The 14,798-nt window shown below is 33.8% G+C and carries 13 protein-coding genes and 1 pseudogene; 3 read left to right on the top strand and 11 right to left on the bottom strand.

Annotated elements, in window-relative coordinates:
* Positions 1-84: 84 nt before the first annotated feature.
* From VFM92_RS12725 to VFM92_RS12750, 6 genes are all read right to left on the bottom strand, one after another.
* Positions 85-585: a hypothetical protein gene (locus tag VFM92_RS12725; protein ID WP_325122600.1), complete on the bottom strand. Its 501-nt coding sequence runs from the start codon at positions 583-585 to the stop codon at positions 85-87.
* A 642-nt stretch (positions 586-1,227) separates the two neighbouring features.
* Positions 1,228-1,785 (bottom strand): hypothetical protein, encoded by a 558-nt coding sequence (locus VFM92_RS12730; protein WP_325122601.1) that lies wholly within the window; start codon positions 1,783-1,785, stop codon positions 1,228-1,230.
* A 10-nt stretch (positions 1,786-1,795) separates the two neighbouring features.
* A complete protein-coding gene (locus VFM92_RS12735; RefSeq protein ID WP_325122602.1) occupies positions 1,796-2,614 on the bottom strand; it encodes a universal stress protein in 819 nt (272 codons plus the stop codon).
* Between the two features lie 18 nt (positions 2,615-2,632).
* Positions 2,633-4,087 (bottom strand): potassium/proton antiporter, encoded by a 1,455-nt coding sequence (locus VFM92_RS12740; protein WP_325122603.1) that lies wholly within the window; start codon positions 4,085-4,087, stop codon positions 2,633-2,635.
* A 175-nt stretch (positions 4,088-4,262) separates the two neighbouring features.
* Positions 4,263-4,880 (bottom strand): rhomboid family intramembrane serine protease, encoded by a 618-nt coding sequence (locus VFM92_RS12745; protein ID WP_325122604.1) that lies wholly within the window; start codon positions 4,878-4,880, stop codon positions 4,263-4,265.
* Positions 4,880-5,860 carry a polyprenyl synthetase family protein gene (locus VFM92_RS12750; RefSeq protein WP_325122605.1) on the bottom strand — a complete coding sequence of 327 codons (981 nt, stop codon included), beginning with the start codon at positions 5,858-5,860 and terminating at the stop codon, positions 4,880-4,882. The genes VFM92_RS12745 and VFM92_RS12750 overlap by 1 nt, the downstream gene beginning before the upstream one ends.
* A gap of 414 nt (positions 5,861-6,274) precedes the next feature.
* Between VFM92_RS12750 and VFM92_RS12755 the strand changes: the two genes are divergently transcribed.
* On the top strand, positions 6,275-6,910 hold the full coding sequence (locus tag VFM92_RS12755) for a peroxiredoxin (protein ID WP_325122606.1): 636 nt from the start codon (positions 6,275-6,277) through the stop codon (positions 6,908-6,910).
* Between the two features lie 66 nt (positions 6,911-6,976).
* Here VFM92_RS12755 and VFM92_RS12760 read toward each other — a convergent pair whose 3' ends face one another.
* Positions 6,977-7,519 carry a hypothetical protein gene (locus VFM92_RS12760; protein WP_325122607.1) on the bottom strand — a complete coding sequence of 181 codons (543 nt, stop codon included), beginning with the start codon at positions 7,517-7,519 and terminating at the stop codon, positions 6,977-6,979.
* A 214-nt stretch (positions 7,520-7,733) separates the two neighbouring features.
* On the opposite strand from VFM92_RS12760, the pseudogene VFM92_RS12765 reads away from it, so the two are divergent.
* Positions 7,734-8,045, top strand: a pseudogene (locus VFM92_RS12765) (peroxiredoxin); the annotation flags it as partial.
* 54 nt (positions 8,046-8,099) lie between these two features.
* On the opposite strand, the gene VFM92_RS12770 reads toward VFM92_RS12765, so the two are convergent.
* From VFM92_RS12770 to VFM92_RS12780, 3 genes are all read right to left on the bottom strand, one after another.
* Complete coding sequence (locus VFM92_RS12770; protein ID WP_325122608.1) at positions 8,100-8,525, bottom strand: hypothetical protein; 426 nt, start codon at positions 8,523-8,525, stop codon at positions 8,100-8,102.
* 119 nt (positions 8,526-8,644) lie between these two features.
* On the bottom strand, positions 8,645-10,354 hold the full coding sequence (locus tag VFM92_RS12775) for a M3 family oligoendopeptidase (RefSeq protein WP_325122609.1): 1,710 nt from the start codon (positions 10,352-10,354) through the stop codon (positions 8,645-8,647).
* A 404-nt stretch (positions 10,355-10,758) separates the two neighbouring features.
* Positions 10,759-11,865, bottom strand: coding sequence for an FAD-binding oxidoreductase (locus VFM92_RS12780; RefSeq protein WP_325122610.1), 1,107 nt, complete (start codon positions 11,863-11,865; stop codon positions 10,759-10,761).
* Positions 11,866-12,028: 163 nt separating this feature from the next.
* On the opposite strand from VFM92_RS12780, the gene VFM92_RS12785 reads away from it, so the two are divergent.
* Complete coding sequence (locus VFM92_RS12785) at positions 12,029-12,505, top strand: hypothetical protein (protein WP_325122611.1); 477 nt, start codon at positions 12,029-12,031, stop codon at positions 12,503-12,505.
* A 461-nt stretch (positions 12,506-12,966) separates the two neighbouring features.
* Here the strand turns inward: VFM92_RS12785 and VFM92_RS12790 are convergent, their stop codons facing one another.
* A complete protein-coding gene (locus VFM92_RS12790) occupies positions 12,967-14,676 on the bottom strand; it encodes an amidohydrolase (protein WP_325122612.1) in 1,710 nt (569 codons plus the stop codon).
* Positions 14,677-14,798 lie beyond the last annotated feature (122 nt).

Genomic DNA, 14,798 nt, shown 5'->3' on the forward strand with positions numbered 1-14,798 from the left:
CAATGAATATTTATTGATTATTGATGTTCTATTAATTTAATGCTTAAAAATGCCCTGTGAAAATTCCACAGGGCTATGTAATAATTACTTTTTGGATTTAAGGTGGCCGTTAATTTGTTTTGACCACTTATCAACGAATTGTAATTCACCGTTTAATTGCATATTTTTTTCCTTGTCAAACAATTCAATTTTTTGTTCAACCTTGTTTGTGTTTGATGGTATGAAACTCATTTCAACACGTTCAACAATCGTAAGGTTTTCAGTGTCGGTTTTTACGTTTTTTGTTTTTTTAACGACCTCACATTTTTGAATTTCTTCAAGGTTAATGTATTGAGAAATTCCTTCTTCTGTTTTTGGTTGTCTAAAGAAGAAAAGAGAGTTCCTGTTTTCATCTATACCTAAAATAAAATTACTACAATACTCGTATTGATTTACTTCACAATTATGTTGTTCAGCAAGTTTTGCAAGCGATAATTTGAGGTGTTTTGTTTTCTTACTTCTACTTCTGTAATCAAAAACAAAAGGTAAAACGCATATAACTAATGCAGCAAAGCCGATTATAACTGTTCCCCAATCTAATTCCATTTTTTTGGTATTTAAGTGTTCTAAAAGGTTTGAATGTGTTTTGCGGACATGCAAAACATTAAATAATCAATTCTTATCGTTCGATTGAACAATAATGAGCGATGAAAAAAGGAATTACCAAAAATATTGAAAGGGAAAAATGATGTTAGATTTTCTGTAGTTTATAAGAATGTTTCTCGAAAAGGATGTGATGTATTGAGAAAATTCCGTGTTAAAAAGGTGTTCAGTTTCTTTGGCTATTGCCCAATATTCATGGGAATGGTTCTTGAATGTTGGGGCAGGAAAATTATTTAAGTTATTTACCGAATTCTCATGTTGAGAAGCATGAAGAAATAGATTGGTTGAAAAATCTGATACAATTTTTTCTTGTGAAGAAGAAAATTGCTTGGATTGAAAATCAGAATATGTAAAGGAATTTGCAACAACGCCTATTGAAAAACAATAAACCGTCATTAAACAGATTACACTAAAAACTCTTATGCTATTCGATTTCATGTGTATCTGATTGTTTTAAAAAGCCACATGGAATAGTCAAATTTCAAAAACCAAGTTAACCAACCTTCAGTGATCTGTAATATTCATTTCAGTAAGTATATTTGGTTTTGACTATTTCACGGGGTAAATATAGACTAATAAATTTATTTAATTTTGAAATTGATGCGGAGGATTGAAGAAAAATAATTTTAGATAAATGATAACCCCCGTCACTACTAACAGGAGACCGATGATGTTGGTAATGGTTGTAAAAAAGCCAATAAATAAAACTAACATGCCTGTAAGTAGCATTTTCTCGGAATATCGAACAAGCTCCATTGCAGATAAACTTTCAATATTGCGTGAATACTTATAAATCTCTTTATCAATATGAACCTGAGCAACTACTATCAAAACGATAGCAATTTTCATAATTAATAAGCCTATTACATTTATCAAAGGATGATGGAAAACGTCAAGCGGTAAGAACACATAATAAAATTCAGGTACTAGAGAATAAATTATGGTCATCACACCAAACAGAGAAAAAATAATCCAAAAAAACAGACTGATGCGTTTCAGGCGGTTGTATTCAACTATTTTTTGAGTAGTAGGTTCAGGTTCTGGAATTCTGGATATTTTCCTGAACTGCTTCCAAAAAACAATTAGCCAAGTCGCTATGACCATAAAGGCAGGCAAATACATTTGTAAAGTTGGGTCAGTCATAATGTTTATTCTACGGTAAAACAACTAAGGGTGTTTGCCCTTCATATACTAATTCATTAATTAAAAATCTCCTAAAAAGTTGGTCAGTTAAAAGACGTGAGCCTTTTTGAATAATGAGTATTTCATTAACAGTACTGTTTATCACTTTCTTGATATCTTTAAAAGGGTTTTCACCTTCATAAATTGCATAATTAGCATCAAATCTATCCGAGAATAATGCTTGCAAATCTTTAAGATGTTTTTCTATATTCTCTGTTTTTTCTTTGGGTTTAGCCAAATGAAAAAAAGTGATTTTTGATTTCTCGTTATTTATGAAATTTAAAAAGTGATTTAATTCCGAAATGTTTAATGGATGCTTTTCTGTTACTGCTATAAATATTTTTTCTTGTGAAAAACTGCTTAGTTCTTTGGGCATAGCAACTACAATATTCTGTATAGTATCAATCACTTTTAGTGCTACACTGCCCAGAAATATTTTTTTTAGTAAACCTGTTCCTTTCAGTCCTGTGAAAATTAAATTATCAAAAGGTTCAGCAACTAGTTTTTGTAAAACATTATGCAAATTATGCTCTGAAACTGAAAATGAAACTTTGATAGAACTAGGTATCAAATCTTCTGTAAGTTCTTTCAATTTTTTCAAGGCCTCATTATTGACCTCTTGCACAATTTGTTGTCTGCTTTGATTATCAGTTAATGCAGGTACAGTAATGAGGGTTTGATGTACCAGATGAATTTCTGCATTTGTTTTCAAACCCCAATCACAAGCAAACTTTACTAGGTTGAATGAATATTCTGAAAAGTCAACAAGTATAATAAATCGTTTAGTCATAGTTATGGCTTAATAAATTTAGTTTAGACATTTTTCAACTTCCTCAAGACTTTTTTCATTTTCTGAAAGTATCACTAAGATATCATTTTCTTCCAAAATTGTTGCACCAGTTGGGATGGTATAATTATCATTTCTTTCAATCATTGAAATAATGGCTGTTTTTGGGAAACCTAATTCAACTATTTTTTTACCTACTGCATTTGAATCAGCAGATATTTTAATTTTTTTCATAGCATTTTTTGGAATTTCAGATATAAACCTGTCGATAGCAGAAATAGGCTTCACTTTTTCTGGTAATGCTACATGTAACCATTTTGCTACTAAAGAAAGTGTGGTTCCTTGAATCAGGACGGAAGTAACTGAAATGAAAAATACAATGTTAAAAATCATATTGGCTTTGTCAATTCCCGCAAGCAGAGGATAAGTTGCAAATACGATAGGAACAGCTCCACGCAGCCCAACCCATGAAATATAAAACCTTCTTCTCATTTTCATTCTGAAAAATACTAAGCTGAGAAAGACACCTACTGGACGGGCCACCAAAATTAGAAACAAGGAGATGAGGATACCTACTCCTAAATAAGGAATTACTTCGGATGGGAAAACAAGTAATCCTAGCGTAAGAAATAGCACAATTTGCATTAGCCACGCTAGACCATCAAACATTTTCAGTATGGTTTTTTTATGTATGAGGTCTTGGTTTCCTAAGTAAACTGCGCATATGTAAATGGCGAGGAAACCATTACCGCCCACGGCATCAGTTGCAGAGAACGTAATAAACATCAAAGCAATTACCAGGACAGGATAAAGGCCTTCAAAGTCAAGCTGAATTTTGTTTATGATGAATTTGCTGATTTTCCCAAATACGAAACCAGCAATAGCTCCTAAAATCATTTGTTGGAGAAAAAGAGGAATGATGGATACAATAGTTTGGTCTTGATTGACTACCAATGTTAGAAATGCAATAGTCAACACGTAGGCCATTGGGTCATTGCTACCACTTTCAAGCTCGAGGGTTGGGCGAAGGTTGGTTTTAAGTGCAAGACTTTTGGAACGTAAAATTGAAAAGACGGCTGCAGCATCTGTTGATGAAACGATGGAACCTAATAACATGCTTTCGTAAATTGTAAAGTCTGTTAGAAACCAAACAAATGTTCCAAGGGAAACGGCTGTAAATAAAACACCTAATGTTGATAAGGCAATACCTTCTTTGAGAATTGGTTTAACAGATTTCCAATGAGTATCCAATCCACCTGAAAATAGAATGAAGTTAAGTGAAATAATACCAATGAATTGAGCGATTTCAGGATTATCAAATTCGATTCCAAGTCCATCAGAACCTGCTATCATTCCAATTATTAAGAAAAGCAATAAGGTGGGAACTCCAAATTTATAAGATGTCTTACCTACAATAATGCTTATAAATAATAATAGAGAGCCAACTAATACTATATTTTCAATAGTTAAATCCATTCTTTTTAAATCTTAATTTTGGTTTCTCAAATGTACGTAGTCAAAGTACTATATATCGGGATTTAAAATTATTCAATCAAATTTTTACCTATACTTTACTATTATCACCAAATTCAATATTTCACACATTAAATAGTGCCAGCGAATAAGTCAACTCTTAATCCTATCCTCTCACTTAAAACAAACTAAAAGTACTCAAATGATCTATAAAATGCATCACAACCCCTGGCCAGATTGCAATTGTAATAATCACACCATAAATGGCTCCAAACAAATGAGCATCATGATTAACATTATCTCCTTGTTGCTTGCCTTTATAATACGAATAAATAACATAAATCGCTCCGAATATAAATCCTGGTAGACATAATAATCCATATAGGCATAAATCAGTCATAGGATTGAACAGAATGCTGCTAAAAACAACAGCAGAAACAGCCCCAGATGCTCCTAAAGCGTTATAATTAGGATTTTCTTTATGCTTAATTAAGCTCGGTATATCAGAAATCACGATGGCCGTCAAATAAAGGCCTACATAAAGCAGGGTTCCATAATCCGTTAGTTGATTAAAATAATACTCCACAGCATCTCCAAAGAAATAAAGCGTAATCATATTGAAAATCAAATGCATATAATCAGCATGCAAAAAACCAGAAGTTAGCATGCGATAATATTGCTTTCTGTACACCACTTGATAAGGATTGAACATCCAGGCATACATTCTAGATGGGTTACTAAAAGTAGGTATGCTGATGATACAGGTCACTATGATGATAATTACGGTAGTGCTCATTATTGTTCTCTGTTAATTAGATAATTAAAGAAGTCCATGATGATAATTTTTCTTTCTGAAGGTGCATCTAAATCTTCCAAATTTTGAAATGCCTTTTTGAAATACTCATTCATTTTAGCTTCTGTAAGCTTTTTGATATTAAGCTTATCGTAAATAGATTTTACTGCATTTACCTTTTCTTCCTTATCAAAATCTGAAGCGGCTAACCATTTATTGAGTTCCACTGTATTTTCTCCGGAAGCAAGTTCATTAGCTTTTATGAGTAAAAAAGTCTTTTTATTGGCAATAATATCACCTCCCACCTGCTTTCCAAATTTTTCTTGATCCGCGTATACATCCAACAAATCATCCATTAATTGAAAACCTATTCCAGCATTTACTCCCATCTGGTACAGCAATGCCTGGTCGGCTTCATTATCCATAGCTAAAATCCCGCCAAATTCAAGACTAAAACCCAAAAGAACGGCTGTTTTCAAACGAATCATTTCTAAATATTCGGATTCATGAACTTGCTCTTGCTCCTCAAAATTCATGTCAATTTGCTGTCCTTCGCATACTTCAATGGCGCATTGATTAAATTTTTCTAAAATATCAGTTAATTTTTCTTTCGGACAATGTGCAATTATCTGTTGATATGCTTTTACCAACATTACATCTCCAGAAAGAATAGCAACAGGATTGTTCCACTTTTCATGAACAGTTTGTTGTCCTCTCCTTAGTGGCGCATTATCCATAATATCATCGTGCATAAGAGTAAAATTATGAAAAATCTCAACTGCCAAAGAAGCAGGGATTATATCCTTAATATTTTTTCCATAAAGCTGATATGACAATAAACTTAAAAGTGGGCGCATCCTTTTTCCGCCTAAAGACATGATATATCGAATAGGCTCGTAAAGCACTTGTGGTTTGTCTCCAAAATCCTCTTTTTCAATAGCTGAATTAATAGAAACTATATATTCTTTAATTAATTTATTCATTATTTACGCTAGAATTAAAAGCTTAAAGATATAGGAATATTAAGGGATATAAAAAGTAAATTTTATAAGAGGAGTTATAGAATTTAAGTCTTTTTTCATCATAGATTATGATGATAACTCAATTACTAATATCAATAGAAACTTTTGCGCTCTCAATTGCTATTAAAAAATATGAAGCTTACCTTTGCACTTTGATTTCAGACATGGAATTAAAATTTTTATTCAAATCCTTAATTTTGGTTATTTAAAAGCGAATTTTGAATTCATTTTCTTAGTTTTTAAAGGTTATAATTTAATACTAATTAGATTAAAATTAATTAGTATACAAAAAACATCAAATGTATTTATCCGTTGACAGAAATAGGATAAAATGTATTGAACAATATTTTTTTAACAATAAATTAATAATAGAATATGTCTTTAGTAGGAAAAAAAGCACCAGTATTTAAAACAGGAGCAGTAATTAACGGAGAAGAAATTGTTGAAGATTTTTCTTTGGAGCAATATATAGGCAAAAAAGATGTGATCTTCTTCTTTTACCCAAAAGATTTCACATTCGTTTGTCCAACTGAAATCTTGGCTTTCCAAGAGAAATTAGCTGAGTTCGAAAAAAGAGGTGTAGCTGTTGTAGGTGCATCAACTGATACAGAAGAGACTCACTTAGCATGGTTAATGACTCCTCAGGAAAATGGTGGAATCGAAGGTGTAATTTATCCATTAGTGGCTGATGCTTCTAAAACTATTGCTAATAACTTTGGTGTATTAGCAGGAGACTGGAATTACAATGAAGAAGGACAGTTAATCTTTGAAGGAACTCCAGTAGCTTATAGAGGAACATTCTTAATCGATAAAGAAGGAATTGTTCGTCATGAGACTATCAACGACTTACCATTAGGTAGAAATATCGATGAGATGTTAAGAATTGTTGATGCATGGCAACATGTTGAAAAATATGGTGAAGTATGCCCTGCAAACTGGGAAGAAGGAAAAGAAGCTATGCAAGCGTCAAAAGAAAGCGTTTCTTCATACTTAGCAAAAAACAAAAAATAATCTGAATTGATTATGGCTTTAAAGCCTGCTTAGGAAACTAAGCAGGCTTTTTTTTTAGTTCAAAACTCAAAACCAAGAAATTTTATAATCATCAAATTCATCTCCTGCCGCTACTGACTTAATATATTCTACTTTAGGGCTTACCACTTTCGTTTTTCTGATTAATTCATCAAGCAACCCAAATTGTAAAGTACTGTTAAAAGTCTGTGTTCTTCGCATGATTATATGCTTAGGTCCTGATTCCAAAATCACCCATCCTCTTTTTTCTGCATCTTTAATCATCAAAGAAGCTACTTTCACCAAGCCTTCCATCATTTGTTTGGGTGTGGCATCACTCGTAATCAATCCATTTGCTAACATACCAGAATAAGCGGTTGACCCAATTCTTCTACCTAATTTTTTGGTGTTGACCTGTCCAATTTGAGCTTCAATCCAATTACACATGGAATTATAAATTTCCATCGGTACAAACTTCATTGCACTAGACATATCAAGTCCAACCGCCATTCTTTTTAACTCCTTTTGAAATGATTCTTTCCCTTCGTATAAATCAATTACATCTTTTACAAATGCGGATGATAAAGTCACTCCTTGTGTTGAATTATTCATAATTTTCCTTTTATAATTCAAATTTAACACATTAAGTAAATAGAAATAAAGAGCGAAATCACGTAAATTATAATAGGTATTTTTACTGATATTAGAGCTTTGGCAAGTGATTTGGCGCAATGAACTTCAGACTGAACAGTGATTAAAAGCTACACACGCCTTCAATTTTATCTATCCATAATTCAGTTTAAAGCAAAATAGGAAAGTTAATTTGACTCCTCAGAAAAATGGTGGAATCTTAAGTGTAATTTATGCATTAGTGGCTGATGCTTCTAAAACTATTGCTAACAACTTTGGTGTATTAGCAGGTGACTGGAATTACAATGAAGAAGGACAGTTAATCTTTGAAAGAACTCCAATAGCTTACATAGGAACATTCTTCATCGATAACGAACGAACTGTTGATGCATGGTAACATGTTGAAAAATATGGTGAAGTTTGTCCTGCAAACTGGGAAGAAGGAAAAGAAGCTATGCAAGAAGCAAGAGAAAGCGTTTCTTCTTATCTGGCCAAAAACAAAAAATAATCTCAATTGATTGTGGTTATAAAAGCTTGCTTAGAAAACTAAGCAGGCTTTTTTTTAATTATTTATAAATTCCATTTTCTCGTATTCTATTCTGCTTGTAATGGTGCCATTCATTATTTCAATTTTCTGAGCTGAATTTATTAAATCATATTGACTCTTTGTCTGATAGATTTCACCATATTGATGAGTAAAGATATTTACAAACTCTCTATGATTTTTATTGACCTCTCCTACTATCACGATTTTACTATTTGCATCCTTTACTAAATCACTCCATATCATTAATCTGTGTAATAATTCGTCACCTAGCGAAGTAGGAATTAAATAAATCGTTTTCCCTTCAATATCTCCCAATTCAGTTCCAAGAAAATTAATTAATTCATTGTGACTGTTCTCTACTTCAGCTATTGTCTCATCATTTTGACATGAAGTAAAGAATGGCAATATAAACAGGAACAAAAAGTAGTATGAGTTTTTCATAGTGCTGCTAGTTTATTTACGCGTAAAGTACTGATTCTATTTGCAATAAAAAAGGAAAGCTCATCTGAACTTTCCTTTTTAAACTGATCTAGAACTATTTTTAGAAATAAAATTTATACTTACAGTTTTTGCATTTCCTCTTTTACAAATTTCATCAATTCACTGATATTCTTTTTACTAAAATCAAATTTGATATCAGCTGCTTCGTAAACTTCAGGAATTGACTTTGTATAGCCCATTTTCAAAGCTTTTTTGTAAGAAGCTAATCCTTTAACTGGATCCGCTTTATAGTTTTTCCAAACTGCCACTGCACCCAATTGCGCCATTCCATATTCTATGTAATAAAACGGCACCTCATATAAATGCAATTGTTTCTGCCATAAATTGTCTTTGAATTTCTCCAAACCAGAGTAATCAGTAATAGAATCAGAGAAATCATCCAGAATTTCGTTCCATGCTTTTGTTCTTTCTTCCACTCTATGTGCTGGGTTTTCATAAATCCAGTGCTGGAATTTATCAATTGTAGCAACCCATGGAAGCGTCTCTATTATTCCTTGCAAATGATCGGTCTTCGCTCTTTTCAAATCTTCTTCATTATCAAAGAATGTATCCCAATAATCTAAGGTAATCAGCTCCATGCTCATTGAAGCTAATTCAGCAACCTCAGAAGGAGGGTTTTTGAAATCAGTCAACGCTAAATCATTCATCAAGAACGAATGGACAGCATGCCCCCCTTCATGTAAGAGCGTAACCATATCACGTAAAGTGGAAGTCGCATTCATGAAAATAAATGGTACTCCTGTTTCTGATAATGGATAATTATATCCTCCTGGAGATTTTCCCTTACGAGATTCCAAATCAAGGTGCTTCATTTCTACCATTTTAGTTAAGCAGCTTCCTAAAAATGGATCTAATTTATTAAATACTTTAATAGTCTTCTCTGTCAAATCATCAGCTCCTTTAAAAGGCTTTAGTGCCTCTTTTCCAGATATATCAACCGCCTTATCCCATGGTCTTAAAGAATCTATCTTTAATTTTTCTTTTCTTTCTTTTGCAATATCATTGAGCAAAGGAACTACTTCTGATTTAACGGACTCATGAAAATCAAAGCAATCCTGAGGAGAATAATCAAAGCGCCCCATGGCAGAAAACATGTAATCTCTAAAATTATCGAAGCCAGCATTTTTGGCCACTTCAGTTCGTAATTTCACCAGTTCAGTAAAAAGATTATCCAATTTTTCCTTATCCTCGAATCTTCTGGAGGATATTTTACGATAGATTTCTTCTCTTAATTTACGGTCAGTAGACTGTAATTTTACAGCTGCATGCTGCAGGGTCATTTCTTTTCCATCATGCACTATATCCATCGCACCGGAAATGGAACCATATTTTTGCGACAGACTGGAGATTTCCGTTTGCAGGGGAATATTTTCTTCCCTGAAAATTTTCACATCTTTCTCCATTTCCCGGATCATAATGTTGTAACCCTCCTTTTCTCTTACTGATGACAAATAAGGAGAAGCCAATGCTTTTCTATTCAATTTATCGCTATAAGGTGCAATATGGGGCTGAATATTGCGAACAAAGTCTTCAAAAGAGGCAGCTAATTTCTCATCGGTAGTATCGCATGTCATTTTGATGTAACGCCAGGCCATATCTTCAGAAACCACTGCTTCTAGCTCACTTAAGTTGGCAAACCAATTTTCAAAATCTTCCGCTGAATTGATTTCAGCATCCAATAATTTATCGAAATAAGGCTTTAAAGTATCCCAATCCTTCACTTTAAAGTTCTTAGGTAAAAACTGTCTTTCTTTTATTTCAAATTCCATATTGAGTATTTTAAAATTTTTAAATAACGAATATTTAAATTCATTTAATCATAAAAATGAATTTAAACACCGAGATGAAGCTATCAATGCTATTAAGTTGGGCTTGGAAGCCTCTTTTTTTAATACAATCTTGAAAAATAACCTAGGTTATTTTCTTTATCTTCTTATTTAACTTTTAATAAAAAAGACTAACATTTCGATTTACCACTACTTGTCTCGTTTCCATAGGAAAAAGAGAAAAACCTGCCTGCCGCAGGCAGGGAAAACAATAGCTTTTTTTCGCTTTAGCAAAAAACTCGTTAAGGTAATTTCCCTTATTTCAGACCATTGATGTCGGCATCTGGATATAAAAAAAGAGGACTATACATCCTCTCTTATTTTTACTGATTTTATGATGGAAGGTTTTATCCTATCTCGATTTTCACATTTGGAGAAGTAGGATGACCTACACAGTTTAAAACGAATCCTTCTTCTTTTTCTGCATCAGATAAACCTTCATCTTCTTCCATATGAACAGTACCGGATAATAATTTACCTCTACAAGCCGTGCATAATCCGCTTTGGCAAGAGAAGGGTAAGTCGATATCCAAATCCAAAGCTGTTTCCAAAATAGATTTATCTGCTGGAACAAGGAATTTATGTTCCTCTCCATCAAATAGAATGGTTACTTCATATTCCTGACCTTGCGCTTCTTTGCCAGATTTCTTTTCCTCTTTATCAATTGTTCCCTGAACAAAGCTTTCTTTGTAAACATTTGCTTTATCAATTCCGAAACTCTCAAGATGTTGTTCTACATTTTTCATCATCCCTTCAGGACCACACATTAAATATTGCGTTTGGTCATTTCCCCAATTAGGAATTCTATCCAGTATTTTTTGGAGCAGTTCCTCATTTAACAAGCCAGACTCTCCCTGCCAGTTAATAGGTGCATCATCTAAAACATGAATAACACGCATTCTTCCTTCGTACTGATCTTCCAAATCATCAAATTCCTTTTTGAAGATTACAGACTCCAAATTTCTGTTGGCATAAACCAAGGAAATAATGCTATCTGGTTCTGCATGTAAAACAGATTTGGAGATTCCCATCATAGGCGTGATACCGCTACCACCTGCGAACATGATCAAATGACGCTTTTTAGTAGCCTCCACTTTCGTGGTAAAATTACCCATTGGCTCCAAGACCTGCATTTTATCACCTACCTTCAAATTATCATTCAGGTGATTGGACATTCTACCATTTTCCACTCTTTTCACTGTAACGGCAGGATATTCATCCACTAAGGGGGATGTGCATAGCGAATATGCTCGTCTAACACTTTCACCTTTAATATCTGTGATAAGTGTTAGGAACTGTCCAGCAGTATAAGTCAATTCCCACTCGGGTTTTTCAAATTCAATCACAATAGCATCTGCTGTTGCATTGATTACTTGACGCACTGTCAATTCCTTATATCTACTAGATTTTTTTTCTTCTTTTTCCTCTTTCTTTTTGAAAAAATTAAATGCCATGCTTTTTAAATTTTATTTGAGATAACTCAATGTTTTCATAATAGTTGAACAAAATTAACAAGCTTTAACAAATTTCTCTTATTAATTACAAAAATGCTTGTAAATTCATTTACAAAATAAACTTTTCAGTTGACCAGATAGTTACAAAAAGAAAATAATAAATATGGCAAGAGCAAATATAAAACTCATAAAAGCAATTAGAACTGCAGCCCGAAAGATTCAGGAAGGCACCCATTATCAGTGGGGACATATGGGCGGATGCAATTGCGGGCATTTGGCTCAAGAATTAACACCTTATAGTAAAAGAGAAATCCATGAATATGCTATGAGAAAATCTGGCGACTGGACTGACCAGGTAGAAGATTTCTGTAGCACTAGTGCCATGCCAATGGATGAAATCATTTCTAGTATGATGGATTCAGGATTGGAAAGAAAAGATATGATTGACCTGGAGAGGTTAAAAAATCAAGAAGTTAGAAGATATATGGGAACTAGAGGCGTAAAACTATATCATAATAGCAAAGAAGATGTAGTTGATTACATGCTCGCCTGGGCTGATTTATTGGAGGAGAATTTGTTGGCCAATATTAAGCTTCCTGCAAATATGGAAGAGTTTGAAAAAGAATCTGTTCTGCAATAAAAAACAAGTAGGCAATAGACAAAATAAGTCTTCGACTTATTCAGTTGACAAAAAATAATAGCAGTGAAATAAAAAGGTCTGAAATTTCAGACCTTTTTTTGTGATTTTATATTCTCAGAAGATGGTCGGTTTTGCCAACCACCCTTCTGCTTTTCTACTATATATCAAGAATTCTTTTCCCAACCCATTTGCTAGTACGAGCTTCCTAGCTCGTATGCTTATACACGAGCTAAGAAGGTCGCGCTAGAATTTACGTCATTCCCTTGAAGAAGGGAATCTTGTCTTATTGATACTTTGTTTCAATTATGCTATATCAGCGATTCTGCCTTTCAACAGCATGGGTATTTTAATCAAAGATTAAAACGTATAGATTCCTGCCTGCGCAGGAATGACGCACAGAAAAAAGTTTGTTCTAAAAGACCAATATTGTATAAACCTTGTCCCTGATAAAGCTTTTAAATTTATTTCTCATAAACCACTCTTCCATCAAAGATCGTCATTGCTATTTCCGTATTAAGAATATCCTCCTCAGAAACCGTCATGATATCTTTATCAAAAATGGTGAAATCGGCTAATTTACCCACTTCAATCGACCCTTTAATATCTTCTTCAAAAGCACCATATGCAGCATCTAAAGTATAAGATCTTAATGCCTGTTCACGAGTCATTTTTTGTTCTGGTTCGTATCCGCCCTCAGGAGTTCCTTCCAACGTTTTACGGCTTACACTAGCATAGAATGAAGCTAATGGATCGATTGGCTCAACCGGCACATCTGTTCCATTTACAATTGGTACTCCTGATTGCAATAAAGCTTGCCACATGTAAGCCCCTTCTTTAATTCTCTTCTCTCCTAATCGGTCAATAGCCCATGGTCTGTCCGATGACATATGAACAGCTTGCATAGCAGGAATTACACCCAACTCAGCAAATCTTGGAATATCATCAGGATGCAAGTGTTGTGCATGTTCAATTCTGAAACGATGATTTTTTGCTTGCTGAGGATTTTCTTTCAAAGCTTTTTCGTATCTATCCAAAATTTCTTGATTAGCCCTATCTCCTATTGCATGCGAACAAACCTGAAACCCATTTTCTAGTGCATTATTCGAAGTTGTATAAACAAAACTCATCGGTAGTGTCTCGTGTCCGAAATGACCAGGCTGATCTGTATATTCTTTCAAAAGCCAAGCACCTCTTGAGCCCAGGGCACCATCACAATTCAATTTAATAGAACGGATTGTTAAAAGATGCGCACTATCTACCTCGGGGCCTTTTTCATACCATTCATTTAATAATTCCTTATCCCAGCCAGTTAGCATTGCGTACATTCTGACATCCAATTTGCCCTCTGCTTTCATATCACGGTAAAGCTGAATATTTTCTTTACCAATTCCTGCGTCATGAAAACTAGTAATACCATTTCTATGACTTGCTTTTACCGCTAATTCAAAAGCTTTTCTATCCTTTTCAGGCGTGCTTTCAGGGATATGCTGTGTTATAAGCGTCATTGCTCTTTCATTGAAAACTCCAGTGGGGTTTCCTTTTTCATCTCTGAATATCTCTCCTCCTTCTACATCCAAATTAACCATACTTTCTTTTGATAATGGCAGAACTCCTGCGATTTGCATCGCTTTTTCATTTGCCATTCCTGCATGACCACTGGCGTGTCTCAAATAAACTGGATTATTTGGTGAAACCTCACTGATAGCATGATGTAATGGAAAGCCATTGATGGTATTTTCAGGCATTTTATTCCATTTGCTTTGGTGCCAACCTCTACCGGTTATCCACTCACCAGGCTTCGCAGCATCTACCGCTTCTTTCACTTTTTGAATGACTTCATCAAAGCTTTTAGTCTGCAATAAATCAACATTCAATTCATTGTAACCCAAGCCCATAAAATGTCCATGACCTTCAATAAAACCAGGTGTCATGGTTTTTCCTGCCAAGTCAATTTGCTTAGTGCTTTCTGATAGATATTTTTCAACTTCTGCTTCGCTACCTGCAAAAATGATTTTATTATTTTTAACTGCCACAGCTTCAACAGTTGGTTGATTCTCATTGACCGTATAAATAGTGCCTCCTTTAATGATTAAGTCGGCTGTTTCTTCTTGATTTTGGCAACTCAGAAAACCAAAAATTGCCAGTATGAATAGTAAAGATTTTATTTTCATGGTGTTATCATTAAAATTTTGATTGAAAGTAATTTGAAATTGCCTGAAATACAATAAAGATTATTTGAGTGGAGAATACTGGGCTGTTCTTAAAGATGAATGACCGATTATATAACTACTTA

The organism is Marivirga sp. (assembly GCF_035704835.1).
Lineage (GTDB): Bacteria > Bacteroidota > Bacteroidia > Cytophagales > Cyclobacteriaceae > Marivirga.